At 57.2% G+C, this 21866-nt stretch carries 23 protein-coding genes; 16 read left to right on the top strand and 7 right to left on the bottom strand.

Going from position 1 to position 21866, the window contains the following annotated elements; all coding sequences use genetic code 11:
• Position 1: 1 nt before the first annotated feature.
• From OXR04_RS10375 to OXR04_RS10360, 4 genes are read right to left on the bottom strand one after another with little or no spacing between them, the layout of a single operon-like run.
• On the bottom strand, positions 2-787 hold the full coding sequence (locus tag OXR04_RS10375) for an ABC transporter permease (RefSeq protein WP_046101006.1): 786 nt from the start codon (positions 785-787) through the stop codon (positions 2-4).
• Between the two features lie 10 nt (positions 788-797).
• Positions 798-1643, bottom strand: a complete 846-nt coding sequence (locus tag OXR04_RS10370; protein ID WP_267369617.1) for an ABC transporter permease subunit — start codon at positions 1641-1643, stop codon at positions 798-800.
• Positions 1640-2452: an alkaline phosphatase family protein gene (locus tag OXR04_RS10365; RefSeq protein ID WP_046101007.1), complete on the bottom strand. Its 813-nt coding sequence runs from the start codon at positions 2450-2452 to the stop codon at positions 1640-1642. The genes OXR04_RS10370 and OXR04_RS10365 overlap by 4 nt, the downstream gene beginning before the upstream one ends.
• 19 nt (positions 2453-2471) lie before the next feature.
• Positions 2472-3533 carry an extracellular solute-binding protein gene (locus OXR04_RS10360; protein WP_009092621.1) on the bottom strand — a complete coding sequence of 354 codons (1062 nt, stop codon included), beginning with the start codon at positions 3531-3533 and terminating at the stop codon, positions 2472-2474.
• 206 nt (positions 3534-3739) lie between these two features.
• Here OXR04_RS10360 and OXR04_RS10355 point away from each other — a divergent pair, with 206 nt between their 5' ends.
• From OXR04_RS10355 to ubiA, 4 genes are all read left to right on the top strand, one after another.
• Positions 3740-4447, top strand: a complete 708-nt coding sequence (locus tag OXR04_RS10355; RefSeq protein ID WP_009092620.1) for a UTRA domain-containing protein — start codon at positions 3740-3742, stop codon at positions 4445-4447.
• A 70-nt stretch (positions 4448-4517) separates the two neighbouring features.
• Positions 4518-4928: a phosphate-starvation-inducible protein PsiE gene (gene psiE, locus OXR04_RS10350; protein WP_009092619.1), complete on the top strand. Its 411-nt coding sequence runs from the start codon at positions 4518-4520 to the stop codon at positions 4926-4928.
• A gap of 86 nt (positions 4929-5014) precedes the next feature.
• Entirely contained in the window at positions 5015-5527 is a 513-nt protein-coding gene (gene ubiC, locus OXR04_RS10345) for a chorismate lyase (RefSeq protein WP_058956993.1), read from the top strand.
• A 10-nt stretch (positions 5528-5537) separates the two neighbouring features.
• A complete protein-coding gene (gene ubiA, locus OXR04_RS10340) occupies positions 5538-6422 on the top strand; it encodes a 4-hydroxybenzoate octaprenyltransferase (protein WP_140028708.1) in 885 nt (294 codons plus the stop codon).
• Between the two features lie 276 nt (positions 6423-6698).
• On the opposite strand, the gene plsB is transcribed toward ubiA, so the two are convergent.
• Positions 6699-9122 (bottom strand): glycerol-3-phosphate 1-O-acyltransferase PlsB, encoded by a 2424-nt coding sequence (plsB, locus tag OXR04_RS10335; RefSeq protein WP_140028890.1) that lies wholly within the window; start codon positions 9120-9122, stop codon positions 6699-6701.
• A gap of 127 nt (positions 9123-9249) precedes the next feature.
• Here plsB and OXR04_RS10330 point away from each other — a divergent pair, with 127 nt between their 5' ends.
• The 3 genes from OXR04_RS10330 (at position 9250) to dinF (ending at position 11761) form a co-directional block, all read left to right on the top strand.
• Complete coding sequence (locus OXR04_RS10330) at positions 9250-9618, top strand: diacylglycerol kinase (protein WP_009092615.1); 369 nt, start codon at positions 9250-9252, stop codon at positions 9616-9618.
• Between the two features lie 105 nt (positions 9619-9723).
• Entirely contained in the window at positions 9724-10338 is a 615-nt protein-coding gene (lexA, locus tag OXR04_RS10325) for a transcriptional repressor LexA (RefSeq protein ID WP_009092614.1), read from the top strand.
• 100 nt (positions 10339-10438) lie between these two features.
• Complete coding sequence (gene dinF, locus OXR04_RS10320) at positions 10439-11761, top strand: MATE family efflux transporter DinF (protein ID WP_267369630.1); 1323 nt, start codon at positions 10439-10441, stop codon at positions 11759-11761.
• Between the two features lie 42 nt (positions 11762-11803).
• On the opposite strand, the gene zur is transcribed toward dinF, so the two are convergent.
• Positions 11804-12325, bottom strand: a complete 522-nt coding sequence (gene zur, locus OXR04_RS10315) for a zinc uptake transcriptional repressor Zur (RefSeq protein ID WP_009092612.1) — start codon at positions 12323-12325, stop codon at positions 11804-11806.
• A 450-nt stretch (positions 12326-12775) separates the two neighbouring features.
• Here zur and OXR04_RS10310 point away from each other — a divergent pair, with 450 nt between their 5' ends.
• The 3 genes from OXR04_RS10310 (at position 12776) to pspG (ending at position 15565) form a co-directional block, all read left to right on the top strand.
• Positions 12776-14023, top strand: a complete 1248-nt coding sequence (locus OXR04_RS10310) for a conjugal transfer protein TraF (RefSeq protein ID WP_267369633.1) — start codon at positions 12776-12778, stop codon at positions 14021-14023.
• Between the two features lie 106 nt (positions 14024-14129).
• Positions 14130-15122 carry a tRNA dihydrouridine(20/20a) synthase DusA gene (dusA, locus tag OXR04_RS10305; RefSeq protein WP_009092610.1) on the top strand — a complete coding sequence of 331 codons (993 nt, stop codon included), beginning with the start codon at positions 14130-14132 and terminating at the stop codon, positions 15120-15122.
• Between the two features lie 176 nt (positions 15123-15298).
• The gene (gene pspG / locus OXR04_RS10300; protein ID WP_009092609.1) at positions 15299-15565 is read left to right on the top strand and encodes an envelope stress response protein PspG; all 267 of its coding nucleotides are present in this window, start codon (positions 15299-15301) and stop codon (positions 15563-15565) included.
• A 208-nt stretch (positions 15566-15773) separates the two neighbouring features.
• Here pspG and OXR04_RS10295 read toward each other — a convergent pair whose 3' ends face one another.
• Positions 15774-16757, bottom strand: coding sequence for a quinone oxidoreductase (locus OXR04_RS10295; RefSeq protein WP_267369637.1), 984 nt, complete (start codon positions 16755-16757; stop codon positions 15774-15776).
• Positions 16758-16853: 96 nt separating this feature from the next.
• Here OXR04_RS10295 and dnaB point away from each other — a divergent pair, with 96 nt between their 5' ends.
• The 6 genes from dnaB to OXR04_RS10265 all read left to right on the top strand — a co-directional run bounded on the left by dnaB (position 16854) and on the right by OXR04_RS10265 (position 21831).
• Complete coding sequence (gene dnaB, locus OXR04_RS10290) at positions 16854-18260, top strand: replicative DNA helicase (protein WP_009092607.1); 1407 nt, start codon at positions 16854-16856, stop codon at positions 18258-18260.
• 129 nt (positions 18261-18389) lie between these two features.
• Positions 18390-18869 (top strand): Lrp/AsnC family transcriptional regulator, encoded by a 480-nt coding sequence (locus OXR04_RS10285; protein WP_009092606.1) that lies wholly within the window; start codon positions 18390-18392, stop codon positions 18867-18869.
• 241 nt (positions 18870-19110) lie between these two features.
• A complete protein-coding gene (locus tag OXR04_RS10280) occupies positions 19111-19725 on the top strand; it encodes a YitT family protein (RefSeq protein WP_009092605.1) in 615 nt (204 codons plus the stop codon).
• Positions 19726-19763: 38 nt separating this feature from the next.
• Entirely contained in the window at positions 19764-20957 is a 1194-nt protein-coding gene (locus OXR04_RS10275) for an amino acid aminotransferase (protein WP_009092604.1), read from the top strand.
• Positions 20958-21076: 119 nt separating this feature from the next.
• The gene (locus OXR04_RS10270) at positions 21077-21496 is read left to right on the top strand and encodes a secondary thiamine-phosphate synthase enzyme YjbQ (RefSeq protein WP_009092603.1); all 420 of its coding nucleotides are present in this window, start codon (positions 21077-21079) and stop codon (positions 21494-21496) included.
• Positions 21496-21831, top strand: coding sequence for an MmcQ/YjbR family DNA-binding protein (locus tag OXR04_RS10265; protein WP_009092602.1), 336 nt, complete (start codon positions 21496-21498; stop codon positions 21829-21831). Before OXR04_RS10270 ends, OXR04_RS10265 begins: the two co-directional genes overlap by 1 nt.
• The last annotated feature ends 35 nt before the right edge of the window (positions 21832-21866 follow it).

Genomic DNA, 21866 nt, shown 5'->3' with positions numbered 1-21866 from the left:
CTCAGCCTCGTTCGGGATTCAGGGCGTTAGCCAGCCAGGTAACCAGCAGCACCACAAAGAAATAGGAGATCACCAGCGCGCTGGTGAAGTGACCGCTGCCGTTGCGCATGTTGTAGAGATAGACCTGCAGGGTTTCATAGCGGTTGCCGACCAGCAGGTTAGCAAAGACAAATTCGCCAATCAGAAAGGAGAAGGAGAGCAGAACCGCAATCAGCATCCCTTTGCGCAGGTTGGGCAGCACCACCCAGAGTGCCGCCTGCCAGGTGCTGGCACCCAGCAGCTGCGCGGCGTCGATCAGCTCTTTCAGGTTGATGGCCTGCATATTGTTCGCCAGCGCCCGATAGATAAAGGGCAGCGCGATGGTGAAATAACAGCCAATCAGTATCCAGGGTGTGCCGGTCAGCATCAGCGGGGAGGAAGAGTAGAGCTGCAGCAAACCCACTGACGAGACCACCGGCGGCACGGCGAAGGGCATCAGGATCAGAATGTTCATCACCGCATCCAGCCGTGGATAGTAGTAAGCGATTACAAACATGGCAGGGAGCACCAGCAGCAGCGAGAAGAGCAGCGCACCAAAGCAAATCAGCAGGGAATGGCCCAGCGCCGTCAGAAAACGCGGGTCACTCCAGAGCTGGATGAACCACTTCAGGCTATAGCCCTGCGGCAGAATGGTATTACTCCAGTCAGAGGCGATCGCGTAGAGCAGCGTGGCCGCCAGCGGCAGGGCCAGCAGGAGAAAAAGTAACCCAACCATTATCCGGTGATACAGGCGCTCAGCAGATGACATGACGGCTCCTTCAGGGCTGTTTCGCGTTGAGATAGCTGCGGCGCACCAGATACTGCTGCACCAGGGTGATCAGCGCCATAATCGCCACCAGCAGCATCGCCAGCGCGCTGCCGGTGTTGGGGTCCAGCGAGATATCCCCGGAGACCAGCGCGGCGATGCGCACCGGCACCACGTTAAAGTTTCCGGTAGTCAGGGCATAAATGGTGGCGTACGCCCCCAGCGCGTTCGCCAGCAGAATGACAAAGGTGCCAAGCAGCGCCGGAAACAGAATCGGCAGGGCGATGTGCCACCCGTAGTGCCAGCGGCTGGCCCCCAGCAGAGCCGCTGACTCCTGCCACTCTTTCTTCAGTCCGTCGAACGCCGGGTAGAGCAGCAGCACGCCCAGCGGGATCTGGAACCAGGTGTAGACCAGCACCATGCCGTTGCGCGAAAAGAGCCGGAAGCTCTCAATCAGCCCGTAGTGACGCAGCAGCAGCGTCAGACAGCCATTCAGCCCCAGCAAAATCACAAAGGCGAAGGCGAGCGGGACACCGGCAAAATTGCTGGTCATGTTGGTAAAGGAGAGCAGGAAGCGCTGCAGCCGCCCGCCGCCGAGCTGATGCAGGGAATAGCCGGTAACCAGCGCAATCACTAATCCATAGACGCTTGACCAGAGCGAAATATCGAGCGAAAAACGAAACGCCTGCTGATAAAAGGGCGAGGTCAGGATGTCGTGATAGTTATCCCAGCCCCACTGGCTGTTCATCTCACTCCAGAAGCTGTTGATGGCGATCCACAGCAGCGGTGCCAGCTGAAAGGCGACCCAGAACAGGGCAAACGGCAGCAGCAGCAGCAGGGCAAAGCCTTTTTTCCTCATCTCTGTGGCTCCGCCAGCAGCCCGCGGCAGACCGGTTTGTCATGCGGCACCTCAAGCAGTTCGCACAGGGTGCCGCACAGATCGGTCTGCTGCGGTGCCAGATCAGGCTGCAGCGAGAAGGCCCGGCCAAAGACAAACAGCGGCACCGTGGTCTCCTCAGGCAGAATGCCGCCATGGGAGCGATCGTCATTCATACCGTGATCGGCGGTCACCATCACCTGATAGCCCTCGGCCAGCCACAGCGGCATCCACTGCGACAGCAGGCCGTCGGCGATGCGCGCCCGGTTGCGGTACTGCGGTGAGGAGAGTCCCGATTTATGACCGGCGTCGTCGATGTTCATCGGGTGGATCAGCAGGAAGTCGGGATCGTGACGCAGCCGCAGGCTCTCTGCGTCTTCAAACAGATGCGAATCGGGATAGCTGTCGTCAGAGTAAAAATGACCATACTGAATCGGCAGTTCCGGTGCGTCCGTATGACGATCGCGCGCCGGAACAAACGGGGTGCGGTTATAAAGTTCACTCACCCAGTGGTAGGCCGCCGCCGCGGTGGTCAGGCCCGCCGCACGGGCAAAGTGAAAGATGCTACGCTCGCGACTTAACCGGCTGACGCCATTGTGAATAATGCCGCTTCTGACCGGCGGGACGCCGGTCAGAATGCACTCATAAAGCGGCCGCGACAGCGAGGGCAGTTCACAGGTCAGACGGTAGTAAAAGCCGTTGCCCTGCGAACATTCGGCATGCAGATAACCCATTGCATGTTGTGCGACCTGATTGCTCAGCCCATCCAGCACCACCAGGATAGTCTTCATTTCCTCTCCCCGCCGCAGGTTACTGCTGCATGTTGATGATGACGTTTTCCTGCCACAGGCGCGGCAGCATTTTTGACGATTTATCCCAGGCGGCCTGATCTTTAACCGGGCGGGCATTTTTATACTCTGACTGCGGCAGCAGGCGAGCCTGAACATCCGCAGGCAGCGTCAGATGCTCGGCACGAATCGGACGGGCATAGCCCTTCGCCAGGTTGATCTGACCCTGGTCTGAGAAGATATATTCGCGCGTCAGTTTTGCCGCGGCAGGATGTTTCGCATATTTGTTGATGAGGGTGGTGTAACCGGAAGTCACAGAACCGTCAGAGGGGATCACCACTTCGTAGCGGCTTTTATCAATCTGGTCACGGTAGTTAAGGGCGTTAAAGTCCCACACCACCGCCATCTGCACTTCCCCTTTTTCGATGTTGGCGATCACCGGATCGGTCACGCCAAGACGCCCCTGTTTTGCCAGGTCAGCAAAGAATGCCAGCGCCGGTTTCAGGTTCTTCTCGTCGCCGCCTAATGCGTAGTTTGCCGCCAGTACACCGTTGGCTGCCTGAGCTGCCACGCCGACATCACCGATAGTAACCACATACTTACCTTTTTTCAGATCGGCCCAGCTGTGGGGGATATCCTTAACCTGCTGCTTGTCGATCAGGAAAGCGATGGTGCCGGTATAGGCCAGCGCCCAGTGACCCTCTTTATCTTTGGCCCAGGCCGGGATCTGATCCCAGTGGGTCGGTTTATATGGCTGCGTCAGCCCTTTCGCCACGGCGATGGGGCCAAAGGCCGCGCCGACATCGCCGATGTCAGCGCTGGCGTTATCTTTCTCCGCATCAAATTTCGCCAGCTCCTGCGCCGATGACATATCGGTGTCGCTGTGCTTAAGGCCATATTTGCTGTTGAGATCGCTCCAGGTCTCCTTCCAGTTGGCCCAGCTGTCCGGCATCCCGACGCTGTTGACCTGGCCTTCACTGCGCGCCGCTTTTTCCAGCGCGGCGAGGTCGTTATCGGCGGCCTGCGCGACGGGCAGGGTGAGCACTACAGCACTGGCTACTACAGAGGCGATAAACGCTTTCATCTCAGTTGCTCCGGGTGTAAGTTGAGGGGCCTGACTGGTCTAGTCCAGCAAGAACCGAGCCAATGTAGCCCCTGTATATGAACGATTTATGACAGAACCGCGCGATACGGGGGAAGAAAGGCAGCAGACCCGGGTCATCCGCCTGCCACTGGCGCGTTAACCTGAACAGTTATAGTGCGGAGTCGCACCAGAATGAGGCTACTGTTGTGGAGTCAATCGCACTCAAAACGGCGGAGGCGATCGCCAGTGCACTGCTGAGCCGTATCCGGGATGGCGAGTTTCAGAGCGGGCGGTTGCCGGCGGAACGCGCCCTGAGCGAGGCTTTCAGCACCACGCGGATCACGCTGCGTGAAGCGCTGGGCAAGCTGGAAGCGCAGGGGATGATCTACCGCGAGCTGCGTCGGGGCTGGTTTATCGCGCCGCCGCGGCTGGTCTACAACCCGCTGCACCACAGCCACTTTCATGCGATGGCGACGGAGCAGGGGCGGCGGGCGACGACGGAGGTTATTGCGGCTGGCGAGGTAGCCGCGCAGGACGCCGTGGCGACAGCACTGGGTCTGGCCCCCGGCTCAGTGGTCTACTGCATCCGCCGTCTGCGGCGCATTGATGGGCGCGCGGTACTCTATGTGGAACACTACCTGAATCCGCACTTTTTCCCTGGCCTGCTGGAGGAAGATCTGACGCGCTCCCTGACCGACCTCTATGACCAGCGCTACGGTATTCGTTACGGTGGCGCGCGCTTTACCATTCTGCCCGGCCCGCTGCCGGACGTTGCCGCACCTGCGCTGAATGTGGCGACCGGCAGCCCCGGCCTGCTGATCACCCGCATCAACCGCAATCAGCAAAAAGCGGTGATCGACTGCGACTGTGAATACTGGCGCTATGATGCACTCTGTGTGGATGTCGAAGCCTGAGGAGTTATTGTGATTTACATCACACTCGCGCATGATGATGCGCGCTGATAACTCCATTTTAAGGCGCAACATGAGTGACAAAAATCCTTTGGCCCGCCACCTTGCAACAGCACTGCAATGGGTGCTGAATGTGGGCCTGCTGAGTCTGGCGATCATCCTGATCGTCTTTTTAGGCAAAGAGACGATCCATCTGGCAAACGTGCTGTTTAATACCGGCGAGCAGGCCTCTTCCTATCTGCTGATTGAGGGAATCGTGATCTATTTCCTCTACTTCGAATTTATTGCCCTGATAGTGAAGTACTTTCAGTCCGGCTATCACTTTCCGCTGCGCTATTTTGTCTACATCGGCATTACGGCGATCATCCGCCTGATTATCGTCGATCACAAAAATCCCTTCGATACGCTCTGCTACTCGGCGGCGATACTGATGCTGGTCATTACGCTGTGGCTGGCAAACAGCAACCGGCTGAAACGCGAATAATTCACCTGCCGTCTGGTACGACGGCAGGTGTTCGCATCGCGTCTCTGCGCTAAACTACCGACCTCAAAATTACCGGGAGTGGTGCTATGTCTCAAGACGCGCTCAGCTTATTAGGTGCGCTCAACTGGCTTTCTCCATCGCAGGCAGCCCTTGCGCCGCCGTTGCTCGACTGGCTGATGGAAGAGGATTCAATGACGCGCCGTTTTGAACAGCATTGTCAGCGGGTGACGGTTCAGCCATTGCGCGAAGGCTTTATCGACGCCAGCGAGTTGGGCGAGGAACGCGCCCTGTTGCCGGATGATGAACGCTTCTGGCTGCGTGAAGTGCTGCTGTTCGGCGACGATCAGCCCTGGCTGGCGGGCCGCACCCTGGTGCCGGAAAGCACCCTCAACGGGCCTGAGGCGATGCTGCAGCAGCTGGGTACCCGTCCTCTGGGTCGCTATCTTTTCTCCTCTTCGACGCTGACCCGCGATTTTATTGAACCCGGACAGATTGATGCATTGTGGGGACGGCGGTCGCGTCTGCGCCTCTCCGGCAAGCCGCTGCTGCTGACTGAACTGTTTTTACCGGCATCGCCGCTCTATCGCGATCTGGTCTGAGGATTTTGTGGTGGAAAAGAGCTTAAGTATGAATAAATGGCGGGACTACAGCCGCCTGATGCGCATCGATAAACCGATCGGCACGCTGCTGCTGATGTGGCCCACGCTCTGGGCACTCTGGCTGGCTGACATGGCGATGCCGCCGTTACCGGTGCTGGTGGTGTTTGTGGCCGGGGTCTTTGTGATGCGGGCGGCGGGTTGTGTCATCAATGACTATGCCGATCGCAAAGTGGATGGTCACGTTGAGCGCACCCGACATCGGCCGCTGGCCAGCGGCGCGGTGAGTGCCAGAGAAGCGAAGCTGCTGTTTGTGATTCTGGGGCTGGTGGCTTTTGCGCTGGTGCTGACCATGAACCTGATGACCATCATGCTTTCCGTGGTGGGGCTGGCGCTGGCCTGGGTCTATCCCTTTATGAAGCGCTATACCCATCTGCCGCAGGTCGTACTGGGGGCCGCATTTGGCTGGGCAATCCCTATGGCATGGTGTGCAGTTAGTGAGTCCTTACCTCTGGTCTGCTGGCTGGTATTCATTGCCAACATCTGCTGGACGGTTGCTTACGATACGCAGTATGCGATGGTGGACAGGGACGATGACCTGAAGATTGGGGTGAAGTCGACCGCCATTTTATTTGGTCGCTTCGACAAGCTGATTATTGGTCTGCTGCAACTGGCGACCCTGCTGCTGATGGCGTGGGTGGGGACGATGCTGCACCTGAACAGCGCCTTCTACTGGACGCTGCTGCTGGCTGCCGCCTTGTTTGTTTATCAGCAGAAGCTGATAGCCGGGCGTGAACGTCAGCCCTGTTTCCAGGCTTTCCTCAATAACAACTATGTCGGGATGGTGCTGTTCCTCGGCATTTTAATGAATACGCCGCCGTTCACTCAGCTGTTCTGACGGAGAGTTTCAGATGCAGTAAGGCGATTCGGGATGTCACCAGGCCTGATGCCGGGTGAATCCGGCAGCAATGAATAATTTCAGCACGCAGGGAACACGGTCAGAAGAGGAAAGCGTCCCGCGCCAGGACGGCGCGGGCCGAGCGGGTCATGGATGACGGCTTTTGCGTCTTTCCGATCTGACTGTGTTCCCTGAGCTGGCACCCTCTCACAGCGAATCGGACCAGACCTGTAAAAAAGGCGACCCTAAGGTCGCCTTTTTTGCTTTACGCGGGTATCAGTCGTGTGCGACAGCCGTTTCGATGGTCATCCGGACATCGCTGGTCACCAGGTCAGCCAGGATGTGCCAGGTGGCCTGGGTCTGCGCCACATCCGCATCTCCGCTGTCACTGATATAGCCTTCATCACGCAGCGTCAGTACCAGTGAGGTAAAGACCGCTTTGTCGAAGAACTCCGGAGCGTTGATACCGTGCAGCACGGAGAGACGTTGTGCCAGCGTCCGGCTCTCTTTCTCCAGCGTGCCGCGGTTAATCGTCGGCTTGGCGCTGAGAATCGAGAAGGTAATGGCATAACGCTGCAGCGTTTCACGCACACCGGCGGCCAGCAGTTGCAGCGTGCGATAGCGCGCCGCGGTAAAGCGCAGTTCTCCGGCCTCAAGCGTAATCAGACCCTGACGCGCCAGCTCCTGACTCAGTTCAGTCAGCAGTTGCGGCAGCTCATCCGTCTCCCAGCGCAGGAAGAGCTCGCTCTTCAGCATCGGATAGATCAGGCTGACCTGACGCAGCAGTTCCGCTTCGCTCAGCGTCTGGTGTTGCTGAACAATGGCGGCAATCAGCGACGGCATCACCAGCATGTGATGAATGTTATTGCGGTAATAGGTCATCAGCACCGCCTGCTCACGCGGCAGAATGATGATGTCGCCAATGCTGTCCTTTTCACTCTCAAACTTGTTCATGCCCATGGCGTGATCCAGCAGCGCTTCCGCAGAGAGATCGGGCAGGGTCGCATTCGGCGAGTAAGGCACATTGCGCAGCAACTGGGTATAGCACTCCAGCTGTTCAATCAACTGTTCGCGGGTAAGTGAGCGCTGACGTGAGGCAAGCAGGGCCGTAACACAGAGGTTCATGGCGTTAGCCGCGCCGGCTTCATTGATCCGCACCATCACGCGAGCCGCAATATCGTTCACGGTCGGGGTCAGCCAGCCGGGACGCTGTGGCTCAATCGGATCGATCGAGTCACGCCATTCCGGCACGCGCTTGTTGAGATAGTTAACCAGCGGCAGCGGTTCGCCAAAGTTAACGTAACCCTGACCGAGATTGCGCAGCTTACGCAGGCCACGCACCATCTGCATGAAGCCCTCTTTCTCTTTTGCCGCGCCGCGCAGCTCTTTGGCGTAAGTACCCACTTCCATCACATGCTCATATCCGATGTAGATCGGCACCAGCGTGATGGGACGATTGCCGCCGCGCAGCATCGCCTGCAGCGTCATGGCTAACGTGCCGGTTTTCGGGTCCAGCAGACGGCCCGTGCGTGAACGGCCACCTTCGACAAAGTACTCAACCGAGTAACCCCGGGTGAACAGCTCACCGAGGTATTCGCGGAATACCGTGGCGTACAGCTTGTTGCCTTTAAAGGTGCGACGGATAAAGAAGGCACCCAGACGACGGAAGATCGGACCGGCTGGCCAGAAGTTGAGATTGATGCCTGCTGCGATGTGCGGCGGCACCAGGCCCTGATGATAGAGCACGTAGGAGAGCAGCAGATAATCCATGTGGCTGCGGTGGCAGGGCACGTAGACAATCTCATGACCATCCTGCGCCAGCTGGCGCACTTTTTCGCCGCCATTGACGTTGATGCCCTGATAGAGACGGCTCCAGAGCCAGCCCATGACCCGGTCAGTGACGCGAATCGCTTCATAGGAGAAGTTCGCCGCAATCTCTTCCATCATCTCGACGGCATTCTGCTGCGCTTTCTCATGGGAGATTTTTTTGCTGCGCGCCTCATCTTCTACGGCTTTTTCAATCGCTTTGGATTGCAGCAGGCGATTAAACAGATCCTGACGGGCCGGTAAACGCGGGCCAATCGCAGCCAGCCGCTGACGGGCAAAATGGATACGCGCGACGCGGGCCAGCTTCTGCGCGATCGACTTATCTGTCCCATGTTCCGTGGCCATACGCCGCAGCGATACGGTCGGCGAGAAGCGGACAAAGCTGTCGCGCCCATGCCAGATGACCGCAAAGAACTTCTGCACGCCGTTCAGCACCCGCAGGTGTGGTGTGGCTTCGCCCTGGACTTCACGTCCCGGTGCGCGGCCAAACATCACGGTGACGGGCAGCATCTGAATATCCAGCGTGGGATTATTGCGATGCAGGTCCAGGTAATCGTGGAAAATTTTCACCGATTCCACGCTGGGTACAAAATAGGGGAAGACGCGCGGGCCATCGTGGATAAAGACGTGGCGAGGCAGCAGGGAACCATCAATCTCCAGTGGAGAGAGCGGATCGGGCAGATGATGCCGCAGACACTGCGCGCGCAAAGTCAGTAAGTCAGCCTTCGAATCGTAAGGCAAAACATACATAATAGGTCGGGTCGGATCCAGACCATGTTCAGACACGGGATCGGCCGGAATGGCCTTACTCTTTACCAGAAACGAGAGTGGTAAATTAAGCAATTTATAATAAAGTTTACGCCAACCTGACATAGACAACATGAAGCCTCTTGTTAGCAAAGCGCCGCAAGCATACCAGAAAGTGCAGCGAAGATCTGTGGTGGTGCCAAATGCACGCAGCCCAGACATTGACGTCAATCCGATAAAAGGGTTCCCACACATGGCAAATAATGCCACCGGACTTATCAGAATAGTAAAAGCCGCCGGTTACTCCTGGCAGGGGCTGCGGGCCGCATGGCAACATGAAGCGGCGTTTCGTCAGGAAGCCCTGGCTGCGCTGGCGGCGATCATTATCGCGTGCTGGCTGGACGTTGATGTGATCTCGCGCATCCTTATGATTGGGTCGGTGGTGCTGGTGGTCATCGTCGAAATCCTCAATAGCGCCATTGAAGCGGTGGTCGATCGCATCGGTCAGGAGCATCATCCGCTCGCGGGCCGGGCAAAAGATATGGGTTCGGCAGCGGTGCTGCTGGCTATCTTACTGGCCCTGTTTGTCTGGATCGCGCTGCTCTGGACACATTTGCGATAAACCTTCCATAACGCGGCTCAGGCCGCGTTTTCCCTGACAATCGGTTTTCATTTCGCCAATACCTGTATATACTCACAGCGACTGTATAAACAACCAGGGGGCGGGATGAAAGCATTAACCAGCAGGCAGCAGCAGGTCTATGACCTGATTCGCGACCATATTACTTCAACAGGCATGCCGCCTACGCGTGCCGAGATTGCCGCGCAGCTGGGTTTCCGTTCGCCAAACGCGGCAGAAGAGCATCTGAAAGCGCTGGCGCGCAAAGGCGTCATTGAGATTGTCTCCGGCGCATCGCGCGGCATCCGTCTGCTAATGGAAGAAGAAGCCTCAGAAGGCATACCACTGATTGGCCGGGTTGCTGCCGGTGAGCCCATCATGGCGCAGGAACATATCGAGACGCATTACAAAGTCGATCCGGGCCTGTTCAAACCTTCGGCGGATTTCCTGCTGCGCGTCAGCGGAATGTCGATGAAAGATATCGGGATTATGGACGGCGACCTGCTCGCGGTGCATAAAACGCAGGATGTGCGCAATGGCCAGGTCGTGGTGGCCCGCATTGACGATGAAGTGACGGTGAAACGCTGGAAAAAGCAGGGTGCTATCGTGCATCTGCTGCCTGAAAACAGCGACTTCGACCCGATTGTTGTCGATACGCGTGCCCAGTCGCTGACCGTGGAAGGTCTGGCGGTGGGTGTCGTACGCAACGGCGAATGGCTCTGATTCTGACGCCTGCGTGCATTCGCCTTTTCTGGTGCTATTCTGTCTGCCCTGATTTTGTCGCTGCCGCCTCTGCGCAGCGACACTGAGCACGGAATGGCGAATGCGCTTTATCACGGCAACCGATAAAAATCTCTGGCGGCTCGCGCTGCCCATGATCCTGTCAAATATCACCGTTCCCTTGCTGGGCGTGGTCGATACAGCAGTGATTGGTCATCTCGACAGCCCCGTCTATCTTGGCGGGGTCGCGGTCGGGACGACCGTCACCAGCTTCCTCTTTATGCTGCTGCTTTTCCTTCGCATGAGCACCACGGGCCTGACGGCACAGGCCTTCGGAGCAGGCGACAAAGCGGCGCTGGCACGCGCCCTGATCCAGCCGCTGATCATGGCGTTGCTGGCGGGTCTGCTGTTTGTCGCGCTGCGTTACCCCATTATTCAGCTGGCCACCCATCTGATTGGCGGCGATCCTCTGGTACTGGCACAGGCCGGACTGTTTATTCAGATCCGCTGGCTCAGTGCGCCTGCCACACTGGCGAACCTGGTGATTCTGGGCTGGCTGCTGGGCGTGCAGTATGCGCGTGCGCCGGTGATCCTGCTGGTGGTGGGGAACCTGGTGAATATCGTGCTCGACCTCTGGCTGGTCATGGGGCTGCACTGGGGCGTTGCGGGGGCAGCCACCGCAACGGCACTGGCGGAATATATCACGCTGGGCGTCGGCGGCATGATGGTCTGGCGGGTTCTGAAGCTGCGCGGCATTTCGTTCAGCCTGCTGAAACAGAGCTGGCGGGGTGACAGCGCCCGGCTGCTGCGCCTCAACCGTGACATTATGCTGCGCTCTCTTATGCTGCAGCTCTGTTTCGCCTCGCTGACCGTGCTGGGCGCCAGGCTGGGGCCGGAGGTGGTCGCGGTGAATGCCGTATTACTGATGTTCATTACCTTTACCGCCTACGCGCTCGATGGTTTTGCCTATGCCGTCGAAGCGTTTGCAGGCGAAGCGCATGGCGCAAAAGATGGCAGCAAACTGCTGCGCGTCTGGCACTCTGCCTGCCGACAGGCGGCGGCGGTGGCGCTCTTCTTCTCGCTGGTTTATGCCTTTACCGGCCCGCAAATCGTGATGCTGCTGACCTCTCTGCAGACAGTACAGCTGGCGGCCGACCGCTATCTGGTCTGGCAGGTGATCATGCCGCTGATCGGCGTCTGGTGTTATCTGCTGGATGGGATGTTCATCGGCGCAACGCGCGGGCGTGAGATGCGTAACAGCATGGTGGTGGCAGCCGCAGGCTATTTTCTGACGCTGCTGAGCGTGCCGGTGCTAGGCAATCACGGTTTGTGGCTGGCGGTAACGGTTTTCCTGGCGCTGCGCGGCCTCTCACTGTGGCTCATCTGGCGCAGGCACTGGCGTCAGCACAGCTGGTTTGCGGCCTGAGCAGGCAGAACGTCTTTCGTCGGATAGTGATTGTTCCGCCGCTTATCCCCGTCGTCCTCGCTTTTTACCCTCATCCTGATGGTCATGTCCGCAGTTTTCATGCTGCGTACAGGCGTCTGCTTCCGCGCAGTTTTCGCATAAGCCATGGGCTTCGATCACGCTGTGACGCAGGGCAAACTGCGCTTCACCCGCCAGCGTGGCGATAATCTTTTCCACGCCCTGCGCCTGCTTCTCGGTGACGGCGGCGCAGCGGTCACAGACCAGCATGACCGACGTATGAGCCGGCGCCTCGAAATGGTGACACATCACATAGCTGTTGTTGGACTCCACCCGATGCACAAAACCCTGCTCCAGCAGGAAGTCGAGCGCACGATAAACCGTGGGAGGTTTGGCCTGAGGTTCGCTGATCCGGAGCTGATCCAGCAGATCGTAGGCACTGATTGAGCCCGGCTGTTCCGCCATCAGACGCAACACTTCAGCGCGCTGCGAAGTCAGACGCACACCACGTTGCAGGCACATTTTTTCGGCCTGAATCAAAATTTGCTGCGACGTCATGGTAGTCATGAAAATTCTCCGCTGAATAAGTGATGTTATTTTATCACATAACCTGTCAGGGTGCTGAAGCGCGTTTCTGTCTGTTAAAACAGCACAATTAGCCTGAAAAAACAGCGCCTGAGGAATTTTCGCTCCTCTCTATCTCAAATCTGACGAAAAAACCGATCCACCTGTAAATCAACCGGAGCAGAATTTTTTGTCCTTTTGCTTTGCATCTCACTGAGTTAAGAAGTAATGTTCAGAAAGACTTAATAAAAGTCTGACATTATTTGAAATTAGCCGGTCCGTTTTTAATAATTACACGCTAATTCTGGTCGTAAAACGTCCAATCCTTTGAATTAAGACACTGTTTCCTTTGAATTCACAGCAATAACGCGTTAGCCAGGGTTCACAATAGGGCTGACAAACTATTCAGTTGTTGAATGTATCAACGACACTTTCTCAGGTGATGGCAGGCAAATGGTGAAAAAATCCGCTCAACGCTCAGCGCTGATCTGTTCCGCTGCAGCGACCGCGCTTTTCCTTTCTTCTTCCGCCATGGCGGCAGGGACCTGGTATGATGCACGTAATGACGCCATGGGCGGCACCGGCGTGGCATCTTCTGTTTATGGCTCTGCAGTGCTGGCGAACCCGGCATTAATGACGCGTGCTAAATCTGACGATAATGTCAGCATTATTATTCCTTCAGCAGGCATTCAGGTAACGGACAAAGATAAGCTGATCGATAAAGTCGATGATATTACCGACACCGTGGATCGTTACCGCACGGTGCTGGGTAACCTCACACCAGCGGATTTCTTCCGTGCTAACTCTGAACTGCGTGCGGCCTCAGGTGATGTGGCAGATAAGCTCAGCGATTTGCGCGGTAACAAAGCCGACGGCAATGCGGGTGCGGCCATAGCTGTTACGATCCCCAATGAAACGTTGCCTTTCGCCTTTATCGCCAAAGCCTACGGAACGGCACACGTCCGCGCCAACGTGGTCCAGAGTGATATTAACTATCTGCGTAGTATAGAAAACGGGGCGATTCCTCTTCCGGGCGATCAGAATAACCTTCGCTCCAGCGCGAACGGCTTAGCGGCGCTGGTTACCGATTATGGTGTGGCGGTGGCGCATGAGTTCACTGTCGCCGGTCAGCCGGTGTCGGTGGGCGTGACGCCAAAAGTGCAGAAAACCTGGCTCTATAACTACACTGCCAGCATCTATAACTACGACAAAAATGACATCAACAACAGTCAGTATCGCAGCACCGACACCGGCTTTAACGTTGATGCCGGTCTGGCGACCACCTTTGCTGAAAACTGGACGCTGGGTGTGACCGGACAGAACCTGGTTTCACGCGATCTGCAGACCCGGGAGGTTAACGGGTTCCGCGACACCTACCAGATTCGCCCGCTGGTCACCACCGGTCTGTCCTGGGATAAAGGTCCGTTTACCGTGACCGGCGATGTGGATCTCACCGAAACGAAACGCTTCAAAACTCAGGATAACAGCCAGTATGCGGCAGTGGGTGCGGAGTACCGCGTACTTGACTGGCTGCAGCTGCGCGCAGGTTATCGGGCGGATATGCGGTCTAACGACGAAAATGTGGCCACAGCAGGTTTTGGCTTGTCGCCGTTTAACAAAGCTGTCCATCTGGATCTGGCTGGCTCCGTCGGTGCTAACAATACCTGGGGCGCGATGATGCAGCTGGGCTTTAACTTCTAAGCGGATTATCCCGGCTCTCCGGGGGCGGGCGATGCACTATCGCCCGCCCTTGTGTTATCCTTGCACAGAATTCCATCACTCTTAATTACCGGATTGTCTGCGCTACATGGCTACTTTTTCTTCGCAACGCTTCTCCATCGCCCCTATGCTCGACTGGACCGATCGGCACTGTCGCTATTTTCATCGTCAGCTGACCGGCGACACCCTGCTCTATACCGAAATGGTGACGACCGGCGCGATCATTCATGGCAAAGGGGATTATCTGGCTTACAGTGACGCTGAACACCCGGTTGCATTGCAGCTGGGCGGAAGCGATCCGGCGGCGCTGGCGCAGTGCGCGAAGCTGGCGGAGCAGCGCGGCTACGATGAGATCAACCTGAACGTCGGCTGTCCCTCTGATCGGGTGCAGAATGGCCGTTTCGGTGCCTGCCTGATGGCCGAAGCCACTCTGGTCGCAGATGCCGTGAAAGCGATGCGCGACGTGGTGTCGATTCCGGTCACGGTGAAAACCCGTATCGGGATTGATGAGCTGGACAGCTATGCCTTCCTGACCGACTTTATCGGCACGGTGGCGGGCCGCGGCGAGTGCGAAACATTTATCATCCATGCGCGCAAAGCCTGGCTCTCCGGCCTCAGCCCCAAAGAGAACCGCGAAATCCCCCCGCTGGATTATCCCCGCGTCTACCAGCTGAAGCGCGATTTCCCGCATCTGACGATTGCGCTTAATGGCGGCGTAAAAACGCTGGAAGAGGCACAGGCGCATCTGGAGCACCTTGACGGCGTGATGATGGGCCGTGAAGCCTATCAGAACCCCGGCATTCTGGCGCAGGTCGACCAGCAGCTGTTCGGGCGTCAGCATCCGGCGGCTAACCCGGTTGAGGTGGTACGCGCCATGTATCCCTATATTGAAGCGGAACTGGCGAAGGGCACCTATCTGGGCCACGTCACGCGCCATATGCTGGGACTCTTCCAGGGCATTCCGGGCGCACGCCAGTGGCGACGCCATCTGAGTGAAAATGCGCATAAGCCGGGGGCGGATGTCCGCGTTCTGGAAGCGGCGCTGGCCCTGGTGGCGGATAAGATTCCACAGGAAGCCTGATCCGCTCACGTCACAGAAAACCAGCCTTCAGGCTGGTTTTTTTTACGCCATCATCTGGTCTTTTTCACCAGGTTATCTTACACCCCCTTCCCGTAAACCACGACTATTCAATAGGTTACCTGTTGGCACGCTTTTTGTAACTGTCCTGGTATGAAAGTGGATAAAGGAGTCCTGACGTGGAAATTTTATTTGTATTGGGGTTTTTCCTGATGCTGTTGCTGACCGGCGTGTCGCTGCTGGGCGTGCTGGCAGCACTGGTGGTCGCCACCCTGGTGATGTTTGTCGGCGGGCTGTTTGCACTTGTTATCAAAGTGTTACCTTGGCTGGTGCTGGCCGTGATCGCGGTCTGGCTGCATCGCGCCTTCTTTGGCGACAGCGAGGCGCGGGCACGACGTAAGCTAAGACGTAAGATCAACAGGTTAGACCGGAAAAGCTGGCGATAATTGCGGGAGTGATCACAGAGTGAGAGATTGCAAAGCCGCAATCTGCAATTAAACATATTTTTTACTTATGTTTTCTGGCAGGATGGCTTTTGTCAACGCGATGTGCCATCGACGCGACAGGAATTCATCGCCGCTGTCCCTACACCAGCGCGAACAAAAAATAAAAAAGAGAAGGGCTTCCTGCGGGAAGCCCTTTTTGTTTGTCCGGTCAGGGGATCAGCAGGCAGGAACCCTGCGTGGCGCGGCTCTCCAGAATCTGATGCGCTTTGCTGGCCTCTTTCAGCGCAAACTTCTGCTGCTCCGGTACCTCCACCCTGATTGCGCCGCTTGCCAGCAGCGAGAAGAGTTCGGCGCTGGCCGTTTCCAGCTCCTGGCGGTTGGTGATGTAGCCAAACAGTGAAGGGCGGGTAACAAACAGCGAGCCTTTCTTATTCAGAATGCCAAGGTCGATGCCGGTTACCGGCCCGGACGCGTTACCGAAACTGACCATCAGCCCGTGACGGCGCAGGGAATCCAGCGACGCTTCCCAGGTATCTTTGCCGACAGAGTCATAAACCACACCCACTTTTTTCCCGTCGGTCAGCTCGCTGACGCGCGCGGCAATATTCTCTTCACGATAGTTGATGGTCGCCCAGGCCCCGGCGTTTCTGGCGATGGTTGCTTTTTCCGCAGAGCCGACCGTGCCAATCAGGTGTGCGCCCAGTGCTTTTGCCCACTGACAGGCGATTAAACCGACGCCGCCTGCGGCGGCATGAAACAGGAAGGTCTCGCCGGCGCTGATTTTATAGGTCTGCCGCAGCAGATACTGCGTGGTCAGCCCTTTCAGATAGCTGGCGGCACCCTGCTCAAAGCTGATCGTCTCCGGGAGATGCATCAGGCGATCTTCGGCCACGTTATGAAGTTCGCTGTAGGCCCCCATTGACGCCAGGCAGTAGACCACGCGATCGCCGGGTTTAAACAGGGTGACGCCACGGCCCACACGCGACACCACGCCTGCGGCTTCCGTACCCAGACCCGAAGGAAACGCCGCCACTGGATAGAGGCCGCTGCGCACATAGGTGTCGATGTAATTAATCCCGATCGCGCGGTGTTCCACCTGTACTTCATGTTCAGCCGGGTCAGCCGGGTCAAAATCCGTCCACGTTAACACTTCCGGTCCGCCGTGCGCGCTGAACTGAATACGCTTTGCCATTCTGACTCCTGTGATTGTTTCATCATGAGGGTGAGGCACGCACCCCAACTAAGGTATACTTGCGCGTCCCCACAGAAGATCGGTAATGCATTCACTATGGCAGGAAATAAACCCACCAACAAATCGAACGAAACGCAGGATCGCCAGCTGGCTGGCGTGAAAATGCCCCCGCATTCGCTGGAAGCGGAGCAGTCGGTGCTCGGTGGGTTAATGCTGGATAACGAGCGCTGGGATAACGTCTCTGAGCGCGTCGTCGCGAATGATTTTTTCAACCGCTCGCACCGGCTGATTTTTTCAGAGATGCAGCGGTTGCTGGAAAACAGCAAGCCCATTGACCTGATTACGCTCTCCGAGTCACTGGAAACCCGTGGCGAACTGGAGATGGCGGGGGGGTTCGCCTACCTGGCTGAGCTGGCGAAAAACACCCCGAGTGCAGCAAACATCGGCGCCTATGCCGATATCGTGCGCGAACGTGCGGTCGTACGCGAGATGATCTCCGTCGCCAACGAGATCGCAGATGCCGGTTATGATCCGCAGGGGCGGAACAGCGAAGAGCTGCTCGACTTTGCGGAATCGAACGTCTTCAAGATTGCCGAAGCGCGCGCAGATAAAGATGCCGGGCCGAAAAACATCGAACAGATTCTGGAATCGACCGTCTCCCGTATCGAGTCGCTCTATCAGACCCCACACGATGGCGTCACCGGCGTCGACACCGGCTATCAGGATCTGAATAAAAAGACCGCTGGCCTGCAGGGTTCAGACCTGATCATCGTCGCCGCCCGTCCTTCGATGGGTAAAACCACCTTTGCGATGAACCTGTGTGAAAACGCCGCGATGCTGCAGGATAAGCCAGTGCTGATTTTCAGTCTGGAGATGCCCAGCGAGCAGATCATGATGCGTATGCTGGCCTCGCTTTCCCGCGTCGACCAGACCCGCATCCGAACCGGCCAGCTTGATGATGAGGACTGGGCCCGTATCTCCGGCACCATGGGTATCCTGCTGGAGAAGAAGAACATGTACATCGATGACTCTTCCGGCCTGACCCCCACTGAAGTGCGTTCGCGCGCCCGGCGTATCTACCGTGAAAACGGCGGATTGAGCCTGATCATGATCGACTACCTGCAGCTGATGCGCGTGCCGTCGCTGTCGGACAACCGAACGCTGGAGATTGCGGAGATCTCCCGCTCGCTCAAGGCGCTGGCCAAAGAGCTTAATGTGCCGGTGGTCGCGCTGTCGCAGCTTAACCGCTCACTGGAGCAGCGTGCCGATAAGCGTCCGGTTAACTCGGATCTGCGTGAATCGGGATCGATCGAGCAGGATGCGGATTTGATCATGTTCATCTATCGTGACGAGGTCTATCACGAGAACAGCGATCTCAAAGGGATCGCCGAGATCATCCTGGGTAAACAGCGTAACGGTCCAATCGGTACGGTGCGGCTGACGTTTAACGGTCAGTGGTCACGCTTCGACAACTACGCCGGCCCGCAATACGACGACGAATAATCTGCGCTTTGTGCTGTCATGCACGATCTGTGCATGACAGCTCCCATCATCAGAAAATAGTGTTGGACAACCTCTCCGGTTATCGGGTTATCTGTAACAAAGCGACGCCTCTCACGCTGTGGAAACGGAATGACTCACGTAGACGATTACGACCTGAAAATCCTGACTTTATTACAAGCTAACGGCCGTCTTACTAACCAGGAGCTCAGCGACCTGGTTGGCCTCTCCGCCTCGCAATGTTCCCGCCGCCGCATCAATCTGGAACAGGCCAATCTGATTCTGGGCTATCACGCCCGGCTCTCGCCCGATGCCATCGGGCTGGGGATGGTGGGGCTGATAGAGGTACGTTTAATCAACCACACCACCGAATATGTGGAGAGCTTTCACCGCATGGTGGAGCAGGAAGAGGCGATTGTCGACGCCTACAAAACCACCGGTGACGCTGACTATCTGCTTAAGGTGGCGGTGGCCGATCTTAACTCCCTCAGTGCACTTATCAGCCAGTTAGTGGCGGGCCATCAGAGCGTGTCTCACGTCAAAACCTCCGTGGTACTGGGGCGCATGAAAGAGAATGGCCTGATGATGCTGCCTGCGAACAAAACGCGCTAAAAAGGTGCGTGCTGTGCGTTTTTGGTGCAGACTGGCGACCATAAGCGCAAAGAATACGCATCGTAACGGGATTTTGCGCATGGAGTGACGGTTTTAACCGGAAGGTATGCACGAAATCCTGTTATAAAGCGCCTTAGATATCAACGGGATATCACCAGCCTTCGGCCAGCAGCCGATTGACGCTGCGGCAATGGTGCGTTTTTTGCATTGCAACCGCATCATTTGCACTGAGACAACCCCCATGGATAACATCGCAGAACCCTCCCGCGTCCCGCATTCGCGTATTGAAGATGCGCTGGCGATGGTGCTGGGCACCCTGATGGTTTCGTTCGGCGTCATTATGCTGAAACAGGCGGGTGCCCTGACGGGCGGCACTGCCGGTATCGCCTTTCTGCTGAGCTACCTCTCCCCGCTCTCCTTTGGCAGCGCATTTTTCCTGATCAACCTGCCTTTTTACTGGCTGGCGGTAAAACGCATGGGCTGGGAATTTACCCTGAAAACCTTCTGTGCCGTCGGACTGGTGTCGCTGTTTACGCAGCTGCACCCGCTGTTCGTTCACTTTTCCGATCTCAATCCGTTCTATGCGACACTGTTCGGTAACGTCATCATGGGGATCGGGTTTATAGTGTTGTTTCGTCATAAGGCGAGCCTGGGCGGCATCAATATTCTGGCGCTGTGGCTGCAGGATCGCGTTGGGATCCGCGCGGGTAAGCTGCAGATGGCGGTCGACACCTGCGTCGTGCTGGCGTCCCTGTTTGTGGTCAGTGGCCCCATCCTGCTGGCCTCCATTGCAGGAGCCGTGATCCTCAATCTGATTATTGCAATGAACCACCGTCCGGGACGCTATCGGGTTTAGCCCTCTTTATCTCTGGACCAATCATGGAGACCTACACCGTGTTTCAAAACGTTGATGCCTATGCGGGCGATCCGATTCTGTCGTTGATGGAAGCCTTTAAACAAGATCCGCGCGAACACAAAGTTAACCTGAGCATCGGGCTTTACTACGACGAGCAGAACATTATCCCGCAGCTGAAGGCCGTAGCGGCTGCTGAAGAGCAGCTCAATGCCGAGCCAAAGCAGGCATCGCTCTATCTGCCCATGGAAGGGCTGAACAGCTACCGCAACGCGATCGCGCCGCTGCTGTTTGGTGCCGACCATCCGGTGCTGCAGGCGGGTCGTATCGCCTCGATTCAGACGCTGGGGGGATCGGGTGCGCTGAAAGTCGGGGCAGACTTCCTTAAGCGTTACTTCCCGCAGTCGGCCGTCTGGGTCAGCGATCCCACCTGGGAAAACCATATCGCGATTTTTAATGGCGCAGGTTTTGAGGTGAAGAGCTACCCCTGGTATGACGCCGAAACCCACGGAGTGCGTTTTGATGCCTTTATCCATACCCTGAAAACGCTGCCAGCGCAGAGCATCGTGTTACTGCATCCCTGCTGCCATAACCCGACCGGCGCTGACCTGACCAATGCGCAATGGGATGAAACCATTGAGGTGCTGAAAGCACAGCAGCTGATTCCTTTCCTGGATATCGCCTATCAGGGCTTTGGTGAAGGCATGCAGCAGGATGCCTATGCGCTGCGCGCCGTCGCGGCAGCCGGCCTGCCGGCACTGGTCAGCAACTCTTTCTCTAAAATCTTCTCGCTCTATGGCGAGCGCGTAGGCGGGCTCTCTGTCGTCTGTGACAGCGCCGAAGAGTCAGCGCGCGTGCTAGGCCAGCTGAAAGCGACCGTTCGCCGCAACTACTCCAGCCCGCCGAATTTCGGTGCGCAGGTCGTGGCCCGCGTCCTCAACGACGACGCGCTGAAAGCGAGCTGGCTGGACGAAGTGGAGACGATGCGTCTGCGCATTCTCGCGATGCGTGAGTCACTGGTCGGGGTGCTGAGCACGGCACTGCCGGGCAAAAACTTCGACTACCTGCTGAAGCAGCGCGGCATGTTCAGCTACACCGGCCTGAGCGTGCAGCAGGTTGACCGCCTGCGCAATGAGTTCGGCATCTACCTGGTGGGCAGTGGCCGCATGTGTGTGGCCGGTCTGAACAGCAAAAATGTGCATCAGGTGGCGGAAGCCTTTGCCGCGGTGATGTAACGGCACGCCTGCTGTGAACAAACCGCCCGCCTCGCGCTGGCGGTTTTTTTATGGCTCAGGGTTTACCTTTCGGCGACATGCTGCACACTTAAACGGGGTAACCGTTTCAGGAATAAGCTATGTGGCATCAACAGACTATTACGCTGAGCGCGAAGCCGCGCGGCTTTCATCTCATCACCGATGAGATCACCGACTCGCTCTCCGGATTGCGTGATATCAAAACCGGTCTGCTGCATCTGCTGTTGCAGCATACGTCGGCGTCATTAACCTTAAATGAAAATTGCGATCCGACGGTGCGCAGCGATATGGAGCAGCATTTCCTGCGGCACGTGCCGGAGAATGCGCCTTATCAGCACGACTACGAAGGACGTGATGACATGCCGGCGCACATTAAATCCTCGACCCTGGGCGTGTCGCTCTTGCTGCCGGTTCAGCGGGGACGTCTGGTTCTGGGAACCTGGCAGGGTATCTGGCTGGGCGAGCATCGCATTGAGGGCGGTGCCAGGCGGATTGTCGCCACTTTACAAGGGGAATCGTGATGAATCACTCAGACTTACTGACCTACTGCATGAGCAAGCCGGGCGCAGAGCAGAGCGTCCACAGTGACTGGAAGGCCACGCAGATTAAAAGCAACGGCGTGCTGTTTGCGATGGTACATGAGGTAAAAGGGCGGCCTGCGGTTTCGCTGAAATCGACGCCTGCGCTGGCAGAGCTGCTGCGCGAAGAGCATAGCGACATCATTCCCAGCGAGCATCTGAATAAATCACACTGGAGCACGCTGTTCCTGGATGGGTCGCTGAAGGATTCGCAGATCTACTATCTGGTCGATGCCTCCTTCCAGCAGGTTGACGCCGCGCGCCAGGCCGCGCTTTAACACCCCCCTGCCTGAGCAGGAGGGTGCAGGCGACC

Source organism: Pantoea sp. GM_Pan_3, from assembly GCF_026541045.1.
GTDB classification, from domain to species: Bacteria; Pseudomonadota; Gammaproteobacteria; order Enterobacterales; family Enterobacteriaceae; genus Pantoea; species Pantoea anthophila.
The sequence above is the reverse complement of the archived record's forward strand: the minus strand, read 5'-3'. Positions and strand labels throughout refer to the sequence as shown.